This window comes from Halochromatium salexigens (assembly GCF_016653295.1).
GTDB lineage: Bacteria > Pseudomonadota > Gammaproteobacteria > Chromatiales > Chromatiaceae > Lamprobacter > Lamprobacter salexigens.
Genome location: NZ_NHSF01000051.1, coordinates 48,797 through 69,422 on the forward strand (window position 1 = coordinate 48,797; position 20,626 = coordinate 69,422).

The 20,626-nt window shown below is 61.4% G+C and carries 14 protein-coding genes and 4 tRNA genes; 1 reads left to right on the forward strand and 17 read right to left on the reverse strand.

Going from position 1 to position 20,626, the window contains the following annotated elements; translation table 11 throughout:
• The 17 genes from tuf (CCR82_RS07535) to CCR82_RS07615 all read right to left on the reverse strand — a co-directional run bounded on the left by tuf (CCR82_RS07535) (nucleotide 1) and on the right by CCR82_RS07615 (nucleotide 18,826).
• Complete coding sequence (tuf, locus tag CCR82_RS07535; RefSeq protein ID WP_201244778.1) at nucleotides 1–1,191, reverse strand: elongation factor Tu; 1,191 nt, start codon at nucleotides 1,189–1,191, stop codon at nucleotides 1–3.
• Nucleotides 1,192–1,249: 58 nt separating this feature from the next.
• Complete coding sequence (fusA, locus tag CCR82_RS07540; protein WP_201244779.1) at nucleotides 1,250–3,346, reverse strand: elongation factor G; 2,097 nt, start codon at nucleotides 3,344–3,346, stop codon at nucleotides 1,250–1,252.
• 52 nt (nucleotides 3,347–3,398) lie between these two features.
• Nucleotides 3,399–3,869 carry a 30S ribosomal protein S7 gene (gene rpsG / locus CCR82_RS07545; protein ID WP_201244780.1) on the reverse strand — a complete coding sequence of 157 codons (471 nt, stop codon included), beginning with the start codon at nucleotides 3,867–3,869 and terminating at the stop codon, nucleotides 3,399–3,401.
• Nucleotides 3,870–3,954: 85 nt separating this feature from the next.
• Entirely contained in the window at nucleotides 3,955–4,329 is a 375-nt protein-coding gene (gene rpsL / locus CCR82_RS07550) for a 30S ribosomal protein S12 (protein WP_201244781.1), read from the reverse strand.
• Nucleotides 4,330–4,751: 422 nt separating this feature from the next.
• The gene (gene rpoC / locus CCR82_RS07555) at nucleotides 4,752–8,975 is read right to left on the reverse strand and encodes a DNA-directed RNA polymerase subunit beta' (protein WP_201244782.1); all 4,224 of its coding nucleotides are present in this window, start codon (nucleotides 8,973–8,975) and stop codon (nucleotides 4,752–4,754) included.
• A gap of 138 nt (nucleotides 8,976–9,113) precedes the next feature.
• Complete coding sequence (gene rpoB, locus CCR82_RS07560; protein ID WP_201244783.1) at nucleotides 9,114–13,265, reverse strand: DNA-directed RNA polymerase subunit beta; 4,152 nt, start codon at nucleotides 13,263–13,265, stop codon at nucleotides 9,114–9,116.
• Between the two features lie 186 nt (nucleotides 13,266–13,451).
• A complete protein-coding gene (rplL, locus tag CCR82_RS07565) occupies nucleotides 13,452–13,832 on the reverse strand; it encodes a 50S ribosomal protein L7/L12 (RefSeq protein WP_201244784.1) in 381 nt (126 codons plus the stop codon).
• A 74-nt stretch (nucleotides 13,833–13,906) separates the two neighbouring features.
• Entirely contained in the window at nucleotides 13,907–14,434 is a 528-nt protein-coding gene (gene rplJ / locus CCR82_RS07570) for a 50S ribosomal protein L10 (protein WP_201244785.1), read from the reverse strand.
• 301 nt (nucleotides 14,435–14,735) lie between these two features.
• A complete protein-coding gene (rplA, locus tag CCR82_RS07575; RefSeq protein ID WP_201244786.1) occupies nucleotides 14,736–15,431 on the reverse strand; it encodes a 50S ribosomal protein L1 in 696 nt (231 codons plus the stop codon).
• Nucleotides 15,431–15,865, reverse strand: a complete 435-nt coding sequence (rplK, locus tag CCR82_RS07580; RefSeq protein ID WP_201244787.1) for a 50S ribosomal protein L11 — start codon at nucleotides 15,863–15,865, stop codon at nucleotides 15,431–15,433. The genes rplA and rplK overlap by 1 nt, the downstream gene beginning before the upstream one ends.
• 143 nt (nucleotides 15,866–16,008) lie before the next feature.
• Nucleotides 16,009–16,542, reverse strand: a complete 534-nt coding sequence (gene nusG, locus CCR82_RS07585; RefSeq protein WP_201244788.1) for a transcription termination/antitermination protein NusG — start codon at nucleotides 16,540–16,542, stop codon at nucleotides 16,009–16,011.
• Nucleotides 16,543–16,546: 4 nt separating this feature from the next.
• A complete protein-coding gene (gene secE / locus CCR82_RS07590) occupies nucleotides 16,547–16,924 on the reverse strand; it encodes a preprotein translocase subunit SecE (protein WP_201244789.1) in 378 nt (125 codons plus the stop codon).
• Nucleotides 16,925–16,954: 30 nt separating this feature from the next.
• Nucleotides 16,955–17,030, reverse strand: a tRNA-Trp gene (locus tag CCR82_RS07595).
• Nucleotides 17,031–17,112: 82 nt separating this feature from the next.
• Entirely contained in the window at nucleotides 17,113–18,303 is a 1,191-nt protein-coding gene (tuf, locus tag CCR82_RS07600; protein WP_201244778.1) for an elongation factor Tu, read from the reverse strand.
• Between the two features lie 96 nt (nucleotides 18,304–18,399).
• Nucleotides 18,400–18,475 (reverse strand) — tRNA-Thr (locus CCR82_RS07605).
• 65 nt (nucleotides 18,476–18,540) lie between these two features.
• Nucleotides 18,541–18,614 (reverse strand) — tRNA-Gly (locus CCR82_RS07610).
• A gap of 127 nt (nucleotides 18,615–18,741) precedes the next feature.
• A tRNA-Tyr gene (locus CCR82_RS07615) sits at nucleotides 18,742–18,826 on the reverse strand.
• 189 nt (nucleotides 18,827–19,015) lie between these two features.
• Between CCR82_RS07615 and CCR82_RS07620 the strand changes: the two genes are divergently transcribed.
• Complete coding sequence (locus tag CCR82_RS07620; RefSeq protein WP_201244790.1) at nucleotides 19,016–20,353, forward strand: UDP-glucose dehydrogenase family protein; 1,338 nt, start codon at nucleotides 19,016–19,018, stop codon at nucleotides 20,351–20,353.
• The last annotated feature ends 273 nt before the right edge of the window (nucleotides 20,354–20,626 follow it).

A 20,626-nucleotide genomic window follows, 5' to 3' on the forward strand; every position in this document is an offset into this window, starting at 1 on the left:
TTACTCGATGATCTTCGCGACGACGCCGGCGCCGACGGTGCGTCCGCCTTCGCGCACCGCGAAACGCAACCCTTCTTCCATCGCGATCGGCGCGATCAGCTGCACGGTCATCTTCACGTTGTCGCCGGGCATGACCATCTCAATGCCTTCGGGCAGCTCGCAGGCGCCGGTGACGTCGGTGGTGCGGAAGTAGAACTGCGGGCGGTAGCCGTTGAAGAAGGGCGTGTGGCGCCCGCCTTCTTCCTTGCTCAGCACGTACACCTCGGCTTCGAAGTGGGTGTGCGGGGTGATCGAGCCGGGCTTGGCCAGCACTTGGCCGCGTTCGACGTCATCACGCTTGGTGCCGCGCAGCAGGGCGCCGATGTTGTCGCCGGCTTCTCCTTGGTCGAGCAGCTTGCGGAACATCTCCACACCGGTGCAGGTGGTCTTGACGGTGTCTTTGATGCCGACGATCTCGACTTCCGCGCCAACTTTGATCACACCGCGCTCGACGCGTCCGGTCACCACGGTGCCGCGACCGGAGATGGAGAAGACGTCTTCGATCGGCATCAGAAAGGCGCCGTCGACGGCTCGCTCGGGCGCGGGGATGTAGCTGTCGAGCGCTTCCATGAGCTTGTCGATGGATTGGCCGCCGATCTCGCTGTCGTCGCCTTCGAGCGCCTTGAGCGCGGAGCCGGTGATGATCGGAGTGTCGTCACCCGGGAAGTCGTAGCTGTCGAGCAGCTCGCGCACTTCCATCTCGACGAGTTCGAGCAGCTCGGCGTCGTCGACCATGTCGGCTTTGTTGAGGTAGACGACGATGTAGGGCACGCCGACCTGGCGCGAGAGCAGGATGTGCTCGCGCGTCTGCGGCATGGGGCCGTCAGCGGCCGAGACCACAAGGATGGCCCCGTCCATCTGCGCCGCGCCCGTGATCATGTTCTTGACGTAGTCGGCGTGGCCGGGGCAGTCGACGTGGGCGTAGTGGTGGGTGTCGGTCTCGTATTCGACGTGCGCAGTGGCAATGGTAATACCGCGCTCGCGCTCCTCGGGGGCGTTGTCGATCTGGTCGTAGGCCCGCGATTGACCACCATATTTCTTCGCCTGGTGGACCGTGATCGCCGCCGTCAGCGTGGTCTTGCCATGGTCAACGTGGCCGATCGTGCCAACGTTGACGTGCGCCTTCTTTCTCTCGAACTTTTCTTTGGACATGCCCGTATCCCCTCAGAGATCCACTGCAATCATAGCGAGCGCCAACCGTGGGTCGACGCTATCGTTTCTTGGCGACGGTCTCGGCAATACTGGCCGGGACCTCGTTGTATTTAGCAAACTCCATGCTGTAGCTCGCACGCCCCTGCGTTGCCGAACGCAAGTCGGTGGCATAACCGAACATCGATGCCAGCGGCACATCGGCGCGGATAATCTTGCCAGAGGGCGTATCTTCCATGCCCTGAATCATGCCGCGGCGGCTGTTCAGATCGCCCATGACATCGCCCATGTTCTCCTCGGGCGTGACCACCTCAACCTTCATGATCGGTTCGAGCAGGACTGGCTTACCCTTGGTCGCACCTTCCTTGAAGGCCATCGAGCCGGCGATCTTGAACGCCATCTCACTCGAGTCAACCTCATGATAGGAGCCGTCATAGAGCGTTGCCTTGACATCGACCACAGGGAAACCCGCAATCACACCATTGGTCATGGCCTCTTGGATGCCCTTATCGACGGCCGGGATGTACTCTTTCGGTACTGCGCCACCGACGATCTCGTTTGCGAACTCGTAGCCAGCGCCTGACTCTTGCGGCTCAAGTCGAATGTAGACATGGCCATACTGCCCGCGACCACCCGACTGCCGAGCGAACTTGGTCTCTTGCTCGACCGTGGTACGCAACGTCTCGCGATAGCTGACCTGCGGCGCGCCCACATTGGCCTCGACGTTGAACTCACGCTTCATCCGATCGACGATGATCTCCAGATGCAGCTCGCCCATACCGGAGATGATGGTCTGGCCCGACTCCTCGTCCGAGCGCACCCGGAACGATGGGTCTTCCTGCGCTAGCTTCTGCAGCGCCACGCCCATCTTCTCTTGGTCGCTTTTTGTCTTTGGCTCAACCGCCACCGAAATCACTGGCTCCGGGAACTCCATCCGCTCGAGCGTGATCGGCTTATCCAGCGCGCACAGGGTCTCACCGGTGGTGACATCCTTAAGGCCCACCGCAGCCGCGATATCGCCAGCGCGGACCTCTTTGATCTCCTTACGATCGTTTGAGTGCATCTGCAGGATGCGCCCAACCCGCTCTTTCTTGCGCTTGACCGGGTTCAACACACTATCGCCGGCGTTCAACACACCCGAATAGACGCGGAAGAAGGTCAATGTCCCAACATAGGGATCAGTCGCGATCTTGAACGCCAGTGCCGCGAACGGAGCGTCATCCTTTGATGGACGCTCCTCGAGGGTCTCGGCGGCGTCGTCCAGCACACCCTTGATCGGCGGCACCTCGGGGGGCGACGGGAGATAGTGGATGACGGCATCCAGCATCGCCTGCACACCCTTATTCTTAAACGCCGAGCCACAAAGCATCGGCACGATCTCGTTGGCGATACAACGCTTGCGGATGCCAGCACGAATCTCGTCTTCGCTGAGTTCACCACCCTCGAGATATTTCTCCATCATCTCTTCGGTGGCTTCGGCAGCGGCCTCGACCAGCTTTTCGCGCCATTCGGCGCAGGCATCTGCCATCTCGGCAGGCACCTCGCGGGCGTCGTAAGTCAGCCCCTTGTCTTCATCGTTCCAGTAGATTGCCTTCATCCGAACCAGGTCGACGATGCCGGCAAAGTTTTCCTCGGCGCCGATCGGCAACTGAAGCGGTACCGCAACCGCGCCGAGACGACTCTCCACCTGAGCGACGACGCGCAGAAAGTTAGCGCCCATGCGATCCATCTTGTTGACGAACGCAATCCGCGGGACACCATATTTATCGGCCTGACGCCAAACGGTCTCCGACTGCGGCTCGACGCCACCGACGGCGCAAAACACTGTGCAGGCCCCATCGAGCACTCGCAGCGAACGCTCTACTTCGATCGTGAAGTCAACGTGCCCGGGCGTATCGATGATGTTGATCCGATGCTCGGGGAACTGCTGATCCATGCCGCGCCAGAAACAAGTCGTGGCGGCGGACGTAATGGTAATGCCGCGCTCCTGTTCCTGCTGCATCCAGTCCATGGTCGCAGCGCCGTCATGCACCTCGCCGATCTTATGCGAGAGGCCGGTGTAAAACAGGACGCGCTCAGTCGTCGTCGTCTTGCCGGCATCGATGTGCGCCATGATGCCGAGGTTTCGGTACCGATCGATTGCTGTGCTACGTGCCACGACTGCGTTGCCTATTGCCTGAGGTGAATGCCAGGAGCTGCGCGCGTTTGCGCTACCAGCGATAATGCGAGAAGGCCTTATTGGCCTCCGCCATACGATGCGTGTCTTCCTTCTTCTTCACCGCGGTGCCACGCGCGTCTGCTGCATCCATCAGCTCACCGGCGAGGCGAAGCGCCATCGATTTCTCGGAGCGCTTTCGCGAGGCGTCGATTAACCAGCGCATAGCCAAGGTGTTACGCCGCGATGGCCGGACCTCGACCGGAACCTGATAGGTCGCACCACCGACACGGCGGGACTTAACCTCAACCATGGGGCGTACGTTTTCCATTGCACTGTCAAGCAGCTCGATCGGCTCAGCGCCTTTTTTCTCGACCACCCGATCAAGCGCGCCATAAATGATACGCTCGGCAACGGCCTTCTTGCCGTCTTCCATCAGCATATTGATGAACTTGGTGAGCAGTTCACTACCGTGTTTCGGGTCCGGTAGGATCTGGCGACGACCAACGATGCGTCTTCTCGGCATTGCTTTTCAGGCTCCGACTACCTAATACAAGGGTTAGCGCGTTCGACCAGCGAGGCGATGGACGAGGCGATGAACAAAGAGCGCCTTAGCTCTTCGGGCGCTTAGCGCCATACTTGGACCGACCTTGGCGGCGCTTCTCGACACCGGACGCATCAAGCGTGCCGCGCACTGTATGATAGCGTACGCCCGGCAAGTCCTTGACGCGACCGCCTCGAATCAGCACGACCGAGTGCTCTTGCAGGTTATGCCCTTCGCCGCCGATATAGGACGCGACCTCGTAGCCATTCGTCAACCGAACGCGCGCAACCTTTCGCAACGCCGAGTTAGGCTTTTTTGGCGTGGTGGTATAAACCCGGGTGCAGACACCACGCTTTTGAGGGCAAGCCTCAAGCGCGGGAACCGCACTCTTAACCGCGCGACGCTTGCGCGGATGACGCACCAATTGGTTGACTGTCGCCATGACTGACTCCGACGGCTTGAATGCAACGTATATGCACTAAAAGTCCGAGCCCGCAGCCCTAGCCAGCGACGCTCGATCTTGGGATTTCGGTTTGAGGACACTACCGTAGCGCTTGGAGCACCCTCGACTGCCGCCTTGGCTTTAATACAAGACGGCAACGCGACGCGTAGAACAGGTCGCGGCCAATCTACCCACCCCAGAAAAACCGGACTAGGGAACTCGCCAATACACGGCGAAACCACAGATGGACGGCGGATAAGTCGACGAGAAGGGCGTGCCGCGGTGGCCTACCACTCAAACAACTCGCCGGCAACAAGTGTATGCCGGCGAGCTAAGACGAGAAGTATATTCAGCTCTGTCACCCCTGTCAACAGGGGATTGCAGAACGATGACGAATCCCCCAATAGGACGTTCGTTCAGGTTCAGTCGGCCTCGGACTCCTGCGTGTTCAGCGCTTGCTTCAATGCGGCCGTCAATTCTTCGGTCGCCATTTCCATGCGCTCCGCCGCGTCTCCCCCGCCATCGGGCTGACGCCGCCGCCGACGCTCATTGTGATGCGCCAACCCAGTCCCGGCAGGGATCAGGCGACCGACGATGACGTTCTCTTTGAGCCCGTTCAAGCCATCGACCGCGCCACGCACCGCCGCTTCGGTCAGGACGCGCGTGGTCTCCTGGAACGAGGCCGCCGAGATAAACGACTCGGTCGCCAACGAGGCCTTGGTGATGCCGAGCAGCAGCGGTTCGTAGAGCGCTGGATGCTTATCTTCAGCTTTCACGCGCTCGTTCTCGACCAAGACCGTCGCTTGATCCACCTGCTCACCCCGCAGCAGGTTGGTATCACCGGCGTTGGTGATCTCGACCTTGCGCAGCATCTGGCGCACGATGACCTCGATGTGCTTGTCGTTGATCTTCACGCCCTGCAACCGGTAAACGTCCTGGATCTCCTTGACCAGATACTCAGCGAGTGCGGTAAGACCCTTCAGCCGCAGGATATCATGCGAGCTGAGTTCACCGTCAGAGATGATCTCGCCGCGCTCGACGCGCTCGCCCTCGAACACGTTTACATGCCGCCACTTCGGGATGAGTTCCTCGATCGTCTCGCCGTCGTCGGTGGTGATGACCAAGCGTTGCTTACCCTTGGTCTCCTTACCAAAGCTGACCGTTCCCGTGGCTTGCGCAAGCAGGGCTGGATCCTTCGGCTTGCGTGCCTCGAACAGATCGGCCACACGCGGCAGACCACCGGTGATGTCGCGAGTCTTTGAAGATTCCTGCGGGATGCGGGCGAGGATGTCGCCGACGCCAACCTCAGCCCCATCGGAGACGGTAACGATAGCCAGCGCGGGTAGATAGTAGCGCGCCGGTAGATCGGTGCCGGCGATGTTCAGCTCCGCACCACTAGCATCGAGCAGCTTCACCATTGGGCGCAGGTCCTTACCCGCAGCCGGACGCTGTTTCGGGTCCATGATCTCAAGCGAGGCGAGGCCAGTGACCTCATCGGTCTTGCTCTGCACGGTGACGCCATCGATGAAGTCCTCGAAGCGCAGCACACCGGCAACCTCGGTAACGACCGGATGGGTGTGCGGGTCCCAGTTGGCAACGACGGCGCCGGCTTCAACCTTGTCGCCATCGTTGATCGCAACGGTGGCGCCGTAGGGGATCTTATAGCGCTCCTTCTCCAGGCCCTTCTCGTCAGCGACGGTTAGCTCACCAGAGCGCGAAACCGCGACGAGGTTGCCGCTGTGGTGCTGCACGGTCTTGATATTGTGCAGCTTGATGGTGCCGGCACCCTTGACCTGCACATTGCTCACCGCGGCCGCCCGCGACGCGGCACCACCGATGTGGAAGGTGCGCATGGTCAGCTGAGTACCCGGCTCACCGATCGATTGCGCGGCGATGACGCCAACCGCCTCACCCATGTTGACGCGATGACCACGGGCCAGATCGCGTCCGTAGCATTGGGCGCAGACGCCCAAGCGCGACTCACAGGTGATCGCCGAGCGCACCAAGACCTGATCGATACCTTCGGCCTCGAGCTGCTTGACCCAGCCCTCGTCGAGCAGGGTACCGGCCTCACAGATAATCTCGTCGGTACCGGGACGATAGAGATCCTCGCCAGTGACTCGACCGAGGATGCGTTCACGCAGCGGCTCGACGACGTCGCCACCCTCGATGATCGGGATCATGGTCAGACCCAGCTCGGTACCACAGTCTTCCTCAAGCACCACCATATCCTGCGCCACATCGACCAGGCGCCGAGTCAGGTAACCCGAGTTGGCGGTCTTCAGCGCCGTATCGGCCAAGCCCTTGCGCGCGCCGTGGGTCGAGATGAAGTACTGGATGACGTTCAGTCCCTCGCGGAAGTTGGCGGTGATCGGCGTCTCGATGATCGAGCCGTCGGGCTTGGCCATGAGTCCGCGCATGCCGGCAAGCTGACGAATCTGCGCGGGCGAGCCGCGCGCGCCGGAGTCGGCCATCATGTAGATCGAGTTAAATGAATCCTGCTCGACCTGGTTACCATCGCGGTCGATGACCCGATCCTTGCCGAGCTTGCTCATCATCGACTTGGCCACCTGATCATTAGTACGCGACCAGATATCGACGACCTTGTTGTAGCGCTCGCCGTTGGTGACCAGCCCTTGGGTGTACTGATCCTCGATCTCCTTCACCTCGCTCTCGGCATCGCCGATGATGCGTGCCTTCTGGCTAGGGACCTCCATATCCTCGAGGCCAATCGAGACGCCAGCCCGGGTTGCCATGCGAAAGCCCATGTACATGATCTGGTCGGCGAAGACGACCGTGTCTTTCAGCCCGAGCACGCGGTAGCAGGTGTTGATCAGGCTCGAGATCTGTTTCTTGCCGAGTGGCCGGTCGACCAGCTCGAACGGCAGCCCCTCGGGCACGATCTCCCACACCAGCGCGCGGCCAAGCGTGGTCTCGCGCACGCCGGTACGTTCCTCGACGCGGCCGTCCTCTTCGCGCACCACCTCGCGGATCAGCACCTTCACGCGCGCTTGCAGTGCCGCCTGACCGGTCTCGTAGGCGCGCCGCGCCTCGTCGATGCCGGACAGCACCAGCCCCTCGCCCTTGGCGTTGATGCGCTCGCGAGTCATGTAATAGAGGCCGAGCACCACGTCCTGCGACGGCACGATGATCGGCTCGCCATTGGCCGGCGAGAGGATGTTGTTCGACGACATCATCAGCGCGCGGGCCTCGAGCTGCGCCTCGAGCGAGAGCGGCACATGCACGGCCATCTGGTCGCCGTCGAAGTCGGCGTTGAAGGCGGTGCAGACCAGCGGATGGAGCTGGATCGCCTTGCCCTCGATCAGCACCGGCTCGAAGGCCTGGATGCCAAGGCGGTGCAAGGTCGGCGCGCGGTTGAGCATCACCGGATGCTCGCGGATCACCTCTTCGAGGATGTCCCAGACCTCGGCGGTGCCGCGCTCGACCATTTTCTTCGCCGCCTTGATGGTCGGCGCCAGGCCGCGCAGTTGCAGCTTGCTGAAGATGAACGGCTTGAACAGCTCCAGCGCCATCAGCTTGGGCAGGCCGCACTGATGCAGCTTCAGCGTCGGGCCGACGACGATCACCGAGCGGCCGGAGTAGTCGACACGCTTACCAAGCAGGTTCTGCCGGAAGCGGCCCTGCTTGCCCTTGATCATGTCGGCGAGCGACTTCAACGGGCGCTTGTTGGTGCCGGTAATCGCCCGGCCACGACGGCCGTTATCGAGCAGCGCATCGACCGACTCCTGCAGCATGCGCTTCTCATTGCGCACGATGATGTCGGGTGCGATCAGATCGAGCAGGCGCTTGAGGCGGTTGTTGCGGTTGATCACGCGCCGATACAGATCGTTGAGATCCGAGGTCGCGAAGCGACCGCCGTCGAGCGGCACCAACGGCCGCAGCTCTGGCGGCAACACCGGCAGCACGGTCAGGATCATCCATTCCGGACGGTTGCCCGACACCTGCAGCGACTCGATCAGCTTCAGGCGCTTGGTCAGCTTCTTCAGCTTGGTCTCAGAATTGGTGGCTTCCATGTCCTCGCGCATCTTGCGCATCTCGGCGTCGAGATCCAGGTTGCGCAGCAGCTCGAACACGGCCTCGGCGCCCATGCGCGCATCGAATTCGTCGCCGTGGGTCTCGAGCGCTTCCAGATACTGATCGTCGGTGAGCAGCTGATTGCGCTCGAGATCGGTCATCGCCGGATCGATGACGACGAAGGACTCGAAGTAGAGCACGCGCTCGATATCGCGCAGCGTCATGTCGAGCAGCAGCCCGATGCGCGAGGGCAGCGACTTCAGGAACCAGATGTGCGCGACCGGGCTCGCGAGGTCGATATGACCCATGCGCTCGCGCCGCACCTTGGCCAGGGTCACCTCGACACCGCACTTCTCGCACACCACACCCCGGTGCTTGAGGCGCTTGTACTTACCGCACAGGCATTCGTAGTCGCTGACCGGGCCGAACACCTTGGCGCAGAACAGCCCATCGCGCTCCGGCTTGAAGGTGCGATAGTTGATGGTCTCCGGCTTCTTGACCTCGCCATAGGACCAGGAACGGATCATCTCCGGCGATGCCAGGCCGATGCGGATCGCGTCGAACTCCAACGCCTGCCCCTGCTGCTTGATGATTCTGAGAAGATCTTTCACGACCTAGCCTCCTTAGGAAAGAGTGGGCCGACGGCCAAGGGCCAACAGCCAGTATTCGTACGATCAGGGGGTTGCCATCAAGGTGGCCCGGGGCGGAGACGGCACGGCGCCTCCACCCCAAGGGCTAAGGGCGGCAGATCAATCCTGCTCGAGTTCGATGTTGATGCCGAGCGAGCGGATCTCCTTGACCAGCACGTTGAACGACTCCGGCATACCGGCCTCCATGCGATGGTCGCCATCGACGATGTTCTTGTACATCTTGGTCCGCCCGGTGACGTCATCCGATTTCACCGTCAGCATCTCCTGCAGGGTGTGCGCCGCGCCATAGGCCTCGAGCGCCCAGACCTCCATCTCGCCGAAGCGCTGACCACCGAACTGCGCCTTGCCGCCCAGCGGCTGCTGGGTCACCAGACTGTAGGGACCGGTGGAGCGCGCATGCATCTTGTCGTCGACTAGATGGTTGAGCTTGAGCATGTACATATAGCCGACGGTCACCGGGCGCTCGAACGGCTCGCCAGAACGGCCATCGTAGAGCGTGGTTTGTCCGGTGGTCGAGAGTCCGGCGAGATCGAGCATGTACTTGATCTCTTCCTCAGTCGCGCCGTCGAAGACCGGGGTCGCGAGCGGTACGCCACCGCGCAGGTTGGCGGCCAGCTCCAGCACTTCGTCGTTGCTGAAGCTGTCAAGCGCCTCGAGCTTACCGCTGCTGTTATAGACCTTACCGAGAAAGATCCGTATCTCCTCGACATCAGCCTGCGCTCGCAGCATGGCATCGATGCGCTGTCCGAGCCCCTCTGCAGCCCAGCCGAGATGGGTCTCGAGCACCTGCCCTACATTCATGCGCGAGGGCACGCCGAGCGGGTTGAGCACGATATCGACCGGTTCACCGTCGGCACTGAACGGCATGTCCTCCTGCGGCACCACGCGCGAGATCACACCCTTGTTGCCGTGCCGGCCGGCCATCTTGTCGCCGGGCTGGACGCGCCGCTTGACCGCGACATAGGTCTTGACCATCTTGAGCACGCCCGGCGGCAGCTCGTCGCCCTGGGTAATCTTGCGTTTCTTGATCTCGAAGCGTTCACGGAACACCTCGCGCTGCTCCTTGATCTGCGCCGCGACCGCCTCGAGCTGCGCTGCGGCCTCCTCGCTGCGGATACGGATCTCGAGCCACTTATCCTTACCTTGGCCCTCGGCGAGATCGGTTAGATACTTCTTGGTGATCTTGTCGCCCGCCTTGAGACCACCGGGACCACCATCGGCCACCTTGCCGACCAGCATCTTCTCGACGCGCTGGAAAGTGTCTTGCTCCATGATCCGCAGCTGATCGGCCAAGTCCTTGCGCACCCGTTCGAGTTCCAGTTCCTCGATCTGGGTCGCGCGCTTGTCCTTCTCGACGCCATCGCGGGTAAAGACCTGAACATCGACCACGGTTCCGGCCATCCCGGACGGTAGCCGCAGCGAGGTGTCCTTCACGTCCGAGGCCTTCTCGCCGAAGATCGCGCGCAGCAGCTTCTCCTCGGGCGTGAGCTGGGTCTCGCCCTTAGGCGTGACCTTGCCGACCAGGATGTCGCCATCGCGCACCTCGGCGCCGACATAGACGATGCCGGACTCATCGAGCTTGCCGAGCGCGGCCTCGCCCACATTCGGGATGTCGCTACTGATCTCCTCGGGGCCGAGCTTGGTATCGCGAGCCAGACATGTCAGCTCCTCGATATGGATGCTGGTGAAGCGATCCTGCTGCACCAAGCGCTCCGAGATCAGGATCGAGTCCTCGAAGTTGTAGCCGTTCCAGGGCATGAAGGCGACGCGCAGGTTCTGCCCCAGCGCCAGCTCGCCCATATCAGTCGACGGACCATCGGCGAGCACGTCGTTGCGCACCACCTGATCGCCGGGCACCACCAGCGGGCGCTGATTGATGCAGGTGTTCTGATTCGAGCGGGTGTACTTGGTCAGGGTATAGATGTCGACACCGGCCTCACCGGCTTCGGTTTCATCATCATTGACCCGCACCACGATACGACCCGCGTCGACCGCCTCAATCACGCCACCCCGCCGCGCCCAGACCACCACGCCCGAATCCTTGGCCACGACGCGCTCCATTCCGGTGCCGACCAGCGGCTTCTCGGCACGCAGCGTCGGCACCGCCTGGCGCTGCATGTTCGAGCCCATCAAGGCGCGGTTGGCATCATCGTGCTCGAGGAAGGGCACCAGCGAAGCCGCCACCGAGACGATCTGCCGCGGCGAGACGTCCATGAATTCGACTTCTTCGGGCACCTTCATGGTGAATTCGTTCATGTGCCGGCATGAGACGAGGGCATCCGTCAGCCGACCGTCGTCGTCGAGCGTCGCGTTGGCCTGAGCGATGACATAGCTGCCCTCCTCGATCGCGGAGAGATGCACGATCTCGTGGGTGGCCTCACCGTTCTTAACCCGTCGATACGGCGTCTCGAGGAAGCCGTACTTGTTGGTGCGGGCATAGACCGCGAGCGAGTTGATCAGACCGATGTTCGGCCCCTCCGGGGTCTCGATCGGGCAGACGCGGCCATAGTGGGTTGGATGCACGTCGCGGACCTCGAAGCCGGCACGCTCGCGCGCCAGACCGCCCGGACCAAGCGCCGAGACACGCCGCTTGTGCGTGACCTCCGAGAGCGGGTTGTTCTGATCCATGAACTGCGACAGTTGTGACGAGCCGAAAAACTCCTTGATCGCCGCCGAGACCGGTTTGGCGTTGATCAGCTCCTGCGGCATCAGGCCCTCGGACTCGGCCAGCGAGAGGCGCTCCTTGACCGCGCGTTCGACGCGCACCAGGCCAACACGGAACTGGTTCTCGGCCATCTCGCCGACGCAGCGGATGCGCCGATTGCCAAGATGGTCGATGTCATCGACGGTACCGCGGCCATTGCGCAGCTCGACCAGCACCTTGAGCGCATCGACGATATCGGAGCGCTCGCCCTGCTCTTCGACCAGCTTGGTCGCGAAGGCATCGCTGCGCTGGGAGAAGTAGCGCCCGTCGTAGAGGATCCCCGGACCCTCGGTTTCCTCGCGCTGCAGGCGGCGGTTGAACTTCATCCGACCAACGGCCGAGAGGTCGTAGCGCTCGGGCGCGAAGAACAGGTTGTGGAACAGGTTCTGAGCGGCCTCCTTGGTCGGCGGCTCGCCTGGGCGCATCATCCGGTAGATCTCGACCTGGGCCTCGAGATCGTTCGTGGTTTGATCGATGCGCAGGGTCTCGGAGAGATAGGGACCATGGTCGAGATCGTTGACGAACAGCGTCTCGATTCGCGTGATGCCCTTCTCACGCAAGGCTTCGAGCAGCTCCTCGGTGAGTTCGGCATTGGCCTCGGCGATGATCTCACCGGTTTCGGTGTCGATCTGGGTACGCGCTAGGGTGCGTCCGACCAAAAACTCGTCTGGCACCGCGAGGCGCTCAACGCCAGCCTTCTGCAAGACGCGAATATGTTTGGCCGTGACCCGCCGGCCAGACTCGACCAAGACCTCGTCGCCCAGTTTGATCTCGAAATTGACTGTCTCGCCGCGCAGGCGCTCCGGTACCAAGTCGAGCTCGAGCGCGTCGCCGAGATGAAAGGTATCGGTCTCGAAGAACATCTCGAGGATGTCGTCAACGCTATAGCCGAGCGCGCGCAGCAGCACCGTCGCCGGTAGCTTACGTCGGCGGTCGATGCGCACATAGAGGTTGTCTTTTGGATCGAACTCGAAGTCGAGCCAGGAACCCCGATAGGGGATCACCCGCGCCGAGAATAGGAGCTTGCCCGAGGAATGCGTCTTGCCCTTATCGTGATCGAAGAAGACGCCGGGCGAGCGATGCAACTGCGAGACGATCACGCGTTCGGTGCCGTTGATGATGAAGGTGCCGGTCTCGGTCATGAGCGGCAGATCGCCCATGTAGACCTCTTGCTCGCGCACGTCCTTGACCACTTTGGAGCCCGCTGGAGCATCCTTATCGTAAATCACCAGACGCAGCAGCACGCGCAACGGCGCGGCATAGATCGCACCGCGCAGATGGCATTCACGAACATCGAAGGCCGGCTCGCCGAGCCGGTAGCTCACGTATTCTAGGACCGCGTTACCGGAATAGCTCTCGATGGGCAGCACGGTCCGGAACGCGGCGTGCAAACCGACCTCGTCGCGTTCCTTCGGCCCCTTTTCTAGCTGAAGAAAGTCACGATAAGAATCGATCTGGGTCGCCAGCAGGAACGGGACCTCCATGATCGTCGGGCGCTTGCCGAAGTTCTTGCGGATGCGCTTCTTTTCGGTAAACGAATAGGGCATGCTGCCTTCCCTCGTAATAGGTCTTTGAATAAGCCTTGGACGTCCGCCACAAGAGCGGATGCTGAATCGGGCGCCCGCATCCCAGCCCGGCGCCAGCCCTATAATCGGAAACGGCAAAAGGCCGGCGGCCTGAAGCCGCCAGCCTTGGTCGATCCCGGCTTTAGGGCGGGGTGCAAGGAGCGCGTATTATTTGATCTCGACGGTTGCCCCCGCCTCCTCGAGTGCCTTCTTCGCTGCTTCGGCATCTTCCTTCGAGACGCCTTCCTTCAGCGTCGCCGGAGCGCCTTCGACGGCGTCCTTCGCTTCCTTCAGGCCCAGGCCGGTCAGGGCGCGCACGGCCTTGATGACCGCGACCTTGTTGGAGCCGAACGAGGCCAGGACAATGTCGAACTCGGTCTGCTCTTCGACCGGTGCCGCCTCGGCGCCACCGCCCGCTGCCGGAGCCGCCGCGACGGCAGCCGCTGCGGTGACGCCAAACTTCTCTTCCATCGCACTGATGAGGTCAACGACCTCCATTACCGTCATATTGGCAATGGCGTCGAGGATGTCTTCTTTAGAAACAGCCATGGGCTAATCTCCGATTTAATGATTCGTTGCAATGATTGACCACGATCGTCGGGCCTGCATACCCGGAGCGAGGATCAAGCCGCCTCTTTCGCGTCGCGGACAGCACTGAGAGTACGCACCAGCTTACTCGGGACTTCGTTGAGCGTTGTCGCCAGCTTCTGCGTCGGTGCTTTCATCACCGACATCAGCTGGCTGATCGCCTCATCGTAGGTTGGCAGCTTCGCGAGCTTGCTGAGTTCGGAGCCATCCATGAGCGCTCCGCCGACCGCGATCATGCGGACTTGAAAGTGCTTGTGCTCCTTGGCAAAGTGTTCAGCGACTCGCCCTACGGAACCTGGATCGGACTGTCCGAAAGCAAGCAGCAGCGGACCACTCAGCGCCTCATCCATACAGGCAAACTCAGTGCCGGCCAGCGCACGCTTAGCCAGCGTATTCTTGACCACCCGTACATAGACCCCGGCTTTACGCGCTTCGACGCGCAGCTTGGTCAACTGCTCGACAGTCAGCCCCCGATACTCGGCTCCGACCGCCGAGTAGGCGCTCTGAGCCACCTCCGCGACCTCGGCGACGATGCGTTCTTTCTGGGCAAAGGTCAGTGCCACAGACGTCACCTCCTGATCGATTTGAAGTTAGATTGAAAGCCTAACTTTAAGAAAACCAGTCCCTCGATCCCTGACGAGAAGCTGATCATTGAACGTGTACCCTTGCCAGAGAACTGGTTCCGGGACACCATCTGCGCAGGCAGCGATTAAGCCGAGCCACGCGCATCCCTCGCGCGCGGATCAACGCCTGCGGTCTTTGACGGACGACGGTCATTCGACCGCTGCCCCAAAGCTCGAACGGTGCGGCCTCGCGCGCTCCACCGAAGCACGCGTGCCACATCCCAGCATCTTGTTAAAGCGATCAGAACGCCAACGCGCCGTGATCGATCATCAGCCCTGGCCCCATGGTCGATGAGACTGTGACCTTTTTCATATAAACACCCTTAGCTGCACTCGGCTTAGCCTTAGCTAGATTGGCCAAGAGTGCCTCGAGATTTTCTCGCAGTTTATCGGCCTCGAAATCGATCTTGCCGAGCGGGCAGTGAATGATGCCGGCCTTATCGGTGCGATAGCGCACCTGACCGGCTTTTGCATTCTGCACGGCCTCGGCCACGTTTGGCGTGACCGTGCCCACCTTTGGATTCGGCATCAGACCGCGCGGCCCGAGCAGCTTACCGAGCTGTCCGACAACCCGCATCGCATCGGGCGAGGCGATGACCACATCGAAATCGAGGTTGCCACCTTTCATCTCTTCAGCGAGGTCTTCCATGCCCACGCGATCGGCACCGGCTTCGGTGGCCGCCTCAGCATTCGTCGCCTGGGTGAAGACGGCCACGCGTACCTGCTTACCGATGCCATGCGGCAAGACGGTGGACCCACGTACCACTTGATCGGACTTGCGGGGATCAACGCCTAGGTTGACGGAAACGTCGATGTTCTCGATAAACTTGACACTCGAGAGCGATTTCAGGAGCTCGAACGCTTCCTCGGCCGCATAGGGACGACCGGACTCCACGCGCTCACGAATCGCCGACTGACGTTTGCTCAGCTTTGCCATTACGCCACCCCCTCAACCTTCAGTCCCATGGCCCGCGCGCTGCCGGCGATGGTGCGCACCGCGCCCTCGAGATCCGCCGCATTCAGATCCGGCATCTTGGTGTTGGCGATCTCCTCGATCTGCTCGCGCGTCACCGTGCCGATAATGGCGGTATTCGGCGTACTACTGCCCTTGGCCACACCAGCCGCTTTTTTAAGCAGAATGGACGCGGGCGGCGTCTTCGTAATGAAGGTGAAACTGCGATCCGAATATACGGTGATCACGACCGGCGTCGGCAGTCCTTTTTCGAGTTCTTGGGTCTTCGCATTGAAGGCCTTGCAGAACTCCATAATGTTGACGCCGTGCTGACCCAAGGCTGGGCCGACTGGCGGGCTCGGATTGGCCTCGCCGGCCTTGACCTGCAATTTAATGTAGGCGGTGACTTTCTTCGCCATCCTATTGAGGCTCCTGTGGGTGCAAACGCTGGTCGCGCGACCAGCTCCCCGACGTGTAGACCGCACATGACGCGGCCGTGGAAGAAATCGATGGGCAGTCGATCAATAACCACCAACCCACCGAGGATAAAGAGGCTCGAGGCTTAGCCCTTTTCGACCTGACTAAACTCGAGTTCGACAGGCGTTGAACGCCCAAAGATGGAGACCGAGACCTTGACCCGGCTCTTCTCGTAATCGACCTCTTCGACAACGCCGTTGAAATCCGTGAAGGGGCCATCGGTGACGCGCACCACTTCTCCAGGTTCGTAGAGCACCTTTGGACGCGGCTTTTCGACACCATCCTGAACACGTTGCCGAATGGCATCGGCTTGGGCATCGGGTATCGGCGCCGGACGATCGCCCTTGCCACCAATGAACCCCATCACCCTCGGCACGTCTTTGACGAGATGCCAGGACTCGTCGCTCATCTCCATATTGACGAAGACATAGCCCGGGAAGAACTTGCGCTCGCTTTTGCGCTGCTGTCCATTCCTGATCTCGACCACCTCTTCGGTCGGCACCAGGATCTCGCCGAACGCCTCTTCCATGCCGGCGCGCGCCGCCCGTTCACGAAGAGACTTCGCAACATGGCCTTCAAAACCGGAAAAGGCGTGAATTACATACCACCGCTTGGCCATAGAATCAGCCGCCATGCCCGACTAAAATATTGAAGATCGCGCGCAAGATCGTGTCGAACAACCACAGAATGAGGCCAATAATAAACACCATCACCATGACGATCAGCGTCGTCTGGATGGTTTCCTGACGTGTCGGCCAAACAACCTTGCGGACCTCCATGCGAGAGTCGAGCACAAAGCGCCAGAGCTGACGCCCCTGAGCAGAGGTCAGCGCCAAGGCCGCAGCCCCACCCGCGATGACGAGCAGACCCAGGGTGCGCAGGAGCACCGAGTAACCCGCGAAAAAGTAAAAAGCCCAAATGCCGCCGGCCAACAATAAGGCCGCGACGGCGAGTTTGGCCGTATCAAGACCGGTCGAAGTGGCCTCAGCTCGTGCATTCATGACGTATTGGGCACCTTGACGGCGCGTGTTTGGCAGGCCAGGAGGGACTCGAACCCCCAACCTGCGGTTTTGGAGACCGCTGCTCTGCCAATTGAGCTACTGGCCTAGAAAAATCGATTCCTGTCGATCACATCCTTGTGCCGAGCAGGTAGCAGAGCGACCTGCTCAAGACCTTTGCCAATGATGGCTTACTCGATGATCTTCGCGACGACGCCGGCGCCGACGGTGCGTCCGCCTTCGCGCACCGCGAAACGCAACCCTTCTTCCATCGCGATCGGCGCGATCAGCTGCACGGTCATCTTCACGTTGTCGCCGGGCATGACCATCTCAATGCCTTCGGGCAGCTCGCAGGCGCCGGTGACGTCGGTGGTGCGGAAATAGAACTGCGGGCGGTAGCCGTTGAAGAAGGGCGTGTGGCGCCCGCCTTCTTCCTTGCTCAGCACGTACACCTCGGCTTCGAAGTGGGTGTGCGGGGTGATCGAGCCGGGCTTGGCCAGCACTTGGCCGCGTTCGACGTCATCGCGCTTGGTGCCGCGCAGCAGGGCGCCGATGTTGTCGCCGGCTTCTCCTTGGTCGAGCAGCTTGCGGAACATCTCCACACCGGTGCAGGTGGTCTTGACGGTGTCTTTGATGCCGACGATCTCGACTTCCGCGCCAACTTTGATCACACCGCGCTCGACGCGTCCGGTCACCACGGTGCCGCGACCGGAGATGGAGAAGACGTCTTCGATCGGCATCAGAAAGGCGCCGTCGACGGCTCGCTCGGGCGCGGGGATGTAGCTATCGAGCGCTTCCATGAGCTTGTCGATGGATTGGCCGCCGATCTCGCTGTCGTCGCCTTCGAGCGCCTTGAGCGCGGAGCCGGTGATGATCGGAGTGTCGTCACCCGGGAAGTCGTAGCTGTCGAGCAGCTCGCGCACTTCCATCTCGACGAGTTCGAGCAGCTCGGCGTCGTCGACCATGTCGGCTTTGTTGAGGTAGACGACGATGTAGGGCACGCCGACCTGGCGCGAGAGCAGGATGTGCTCGCGCGTCTGCGGCATGGGGCCGTCAGCGGCCGAGACCACAAGGATGGCCCCGTCCATCTGCGCCGCGCCCGTGATCATGTTCTTGACGTAGTCGGCGTGGCCGGGGCAGTCGACGTGGGCGTAGTGGTGGGTGTCGGTCTCGTATTCGACGTGCGCAGTGGCAATGGTAATACCGCGCTCGCGCTCCTCGGGGGCGTTGTCGATCTGGTCGTAGGCCCGCGATTGACCACCATATTTCTTCGCCTGGTGGACCGTGATCGCCGCCGTCAGCGTGGTCTTGCCATGGTCAACGTGGCCGATCGTGCCAACGTTGACGTGCGCCTTCTTTCTCTCGAACTTTTCTTTGGACACTGACCCTATCTCCGCGCGCTTGGATGTCGTCTTGTTACCAGTCTGCCGCCACGAGTCGTCGAACGAGCCCGATGACCGAGCCACCATAGACAGAAATGGAGCCCATGACCGGAGTTGAACCGGTGACCTCACCCTTACCAAGGGTGTGCTCTACCAACTGAGCTACATGGGCAAATGCTTTTGAGTCAACTTAACTTGAGTTGAATATCGCGCTCACGATTCGGCGAGCACTGGGCATGGAGCGGGTGATGGGAATCGAACCCACACCATCAGCTTGGAAGGCTGAGGTTCTACCATTGAACTACACCCGCATGTCAGACGGGTTACGACAGCCTTACAGCAAGATTTCAATCTCGCCCGAGTTGCCGGCCCTGGTCGCACCCCTATGCTCCGTATGAAGAGACGCTTCACGTCAAGAGGGTGGCGACCGATTTAATATGGTGGAGGGGGGAGGATTCGAACCTCCGAAGGCTGAGCCGTCAGATTTACAGTCTGATCCCTTTGACCGCTCGGGAACCCCTCCAAGTCAGCCGAGCGCGGCAGAATACCGCGCCTTCACCTGCTCGTCAACACCAAGACGGCAGATTTTGCGAGCGGCGGATGGACTGGCGAGCAGATTCACTATCCAGCCGAACAATGCCGAGCGACGTTTACGGTAGACTCGCGAGTGTGAGCGTTTTTCATTCCCCCACGACGAATAAGAGGACTCTCGATGGACGTCACCATCTTTGGAAGCGGCTATGTCGGCCTGGTGACCGGCGCCTGCCTGGCTGAAGTCGGCAATCAGGTCATCTGCATCGATGTCGATGAGGACAAGGTCGCCATGCTCAACGCCGGCGGTGTCCCGATCTTCGAACCCGGGCTCGACGACCTGATCGCCAAGAATCGCCAAGCTGGCCGCTTGCGCTTCTCCACCGACCCAGATGAAGGCGTCGCCCACGGGCTGTTCCAATTCATCGCCGTCGGCACCCCGCCAGACGAGGATGGTTCGGCCGATCTACGGCATGTACTCGCGGTGGCCAAATCGATTGGCGAACGCATGACGGGGTATCGCGTCATCGTTGATAAATCGACAGTCCCCGTTGGCACCGCTGATCGCGTCGCCGAGGCCATGCGCGCGGCACAGTCGGAGCGCGGACATCACATCGATTTCGACGTCGTTTCCAACCCTGAGTTCTTGAAGGAAGGCGCCGCGATCGAAGACTTCATGCGTCCAGACCGCATCATCGTCGGCACCGACAACCCGCGCACCGGCGAGTTGCTACGCGCCCTCTATGGCCCGTTCAATCGCAATCACGATCGCGTCATGGTCATGGGCGTGCGCTCTGCGGAGCTGACCAAATACGCCGCCAACGCCATGCTCGCGACCAAGATCAGCTTCATGAACGAACTCTCGAACATCGCCGAAGCGGTCGGTGCCGATATCGAGATGGTGCGCGTCGGCATCGGCTCCGACCCGCGCATCGGCTACCAATTCATCTATCCGGGCTGCGGCTATGGCGGCTCCTGCTTCCCCAAGGATGTCCGCGCGCTCGAGCACACGGCCACCACCTCCGGCTACAAGGCCGAACTCCTGCAGGCGGTCGAGGCGGTCAACCACCGTCAGAAGGAGCGGCTGTTCAGCAAGATCGAGCGCCACTTCGAGGGCGCCCTCCAAGGCAAGACCTTCGCCCTCTGGGGCCTGGCATTCAAGCCGAATACCGATGACATGCGCGAGGCCTCGAGTCGCCGCCTGATGGAGCAACTCTGGGCCGCTGGCGCGCGCGTGCGCGCGTTCGATCCGGTCGCCGCCGAGGAGGCGCGGCGAATCTATGGCGAGCGCAGCGATCTGGAACTGGTCGAGAATCGCATGGACGCGATCGAAGGCGCCGATGCGCTGGTCATCGTCACCGAATGGAGCGAGTTCCGTAGCCCTAACTTTGCCGACATTAAGGCGCAGCTGAACACGCCGGTCATCTTCGATGGGCGCAACCTGTTCGATCCCACCCAAGTCACGGCCGCCGGGGTCACCTATGTCTCGATCGGGCGTGAGCCTGCCTGCCCCGCCTGAGCCCCTGCCCTCCTCGGCAAAACGCCCAGCCGGGTTGCGCGCTCGCGCAACCCGGCCATGAATCCTCCTCCTCGCGAAGTCGCCGGTTTGCAAGCGACAGCCGCCTGCGTGCGCCTGCCCCGAGAGTGCATGACAATTCGCAATCGAATGATTGACAATGCTTCGCGAAGAAGTCACATTGCGCCACAGAATGTTTCAATGCTGAAACACATTTGACCACATCAACCGGCGCTCACCACGCAGCCGGTCAGCGAGGAGAGAGGGAGGAGGTTC

What these genes read in the sequence shown, in the direction of transcription:
- rplL (WP_201244784.1), bottom strand. Translation starts at nt 13,832, where the DNA reads ATGGCTGTTTCTAAAGAAGACATCCTCGACGCCATTGCCAATATGACG.
- nusG (WP_201244788.1), bottom strand. Translation starts at nt 16,542, where the DNA reads ATGGCCAAGCGGTGGTATGTAATTCACGCCTTTTCCGGTTTTGAAGGC.
- CCR82_RS07620 (WP_201244790.1), top strand. Translation starts at nt 19,016, where the DNA reads ATGGACGTCACCATCTTTGGAAGCGGCTATGTCGGCCTGGTGACCGGC.
- rpsL (WP_201244781.1), bottom strand. Translation starts at nt 4,329, where the DNA reads ATGGCGACAGTCAACCAATTGGTGCGTCATCCGCGCAAGCGTCGCGCG.
- rpsG (WP_201244780.1), bottom strand. Translation starts at nt 3,869, where the DNA reads ATGCCGAGAAGACGCATCGTTGGTCGTCGCCAGATCCTACCGGACCCG.
- tuf (WP_201244778.1), bottom strand. Translation starts at nt 1,191, where the DNA reads ATGTCCAAAGAAAAGTTCGAGAGAAAGAAGGCGCACGTCAACGTTGGC.
- rplA (WP_201244786.1), bottom strand. Translation starts at nt 15,431, where the DNA reads ATGGCAAAGCTGAGCAAACGTCAGTCGGCGATTCGTGAGCGCGTGGAG.
- rplK (WP_201244787.1), bottom strand. Translation starts at nt 15,865, where the DNA reads ATGGCGAAGAAAGTCACCGCCTACATTAAATTGCAGGTCAAGGCCGGC.
- rpoB (WP_201244783.1), bottom strand. Translation starts at nt 13,265, where the DNA reads ATGCCCTATTCGTTTACCGAAAAGAAGCGCATCCGCAAGAACTTCGGC.
- secE (WP_201244789.1), bottom strand. Translation starts at nt 16,924, where the DNA reads ATGAATGCACGAGCTGAGGCCACTTCGACCGGTCTTGATACGGCCAAA.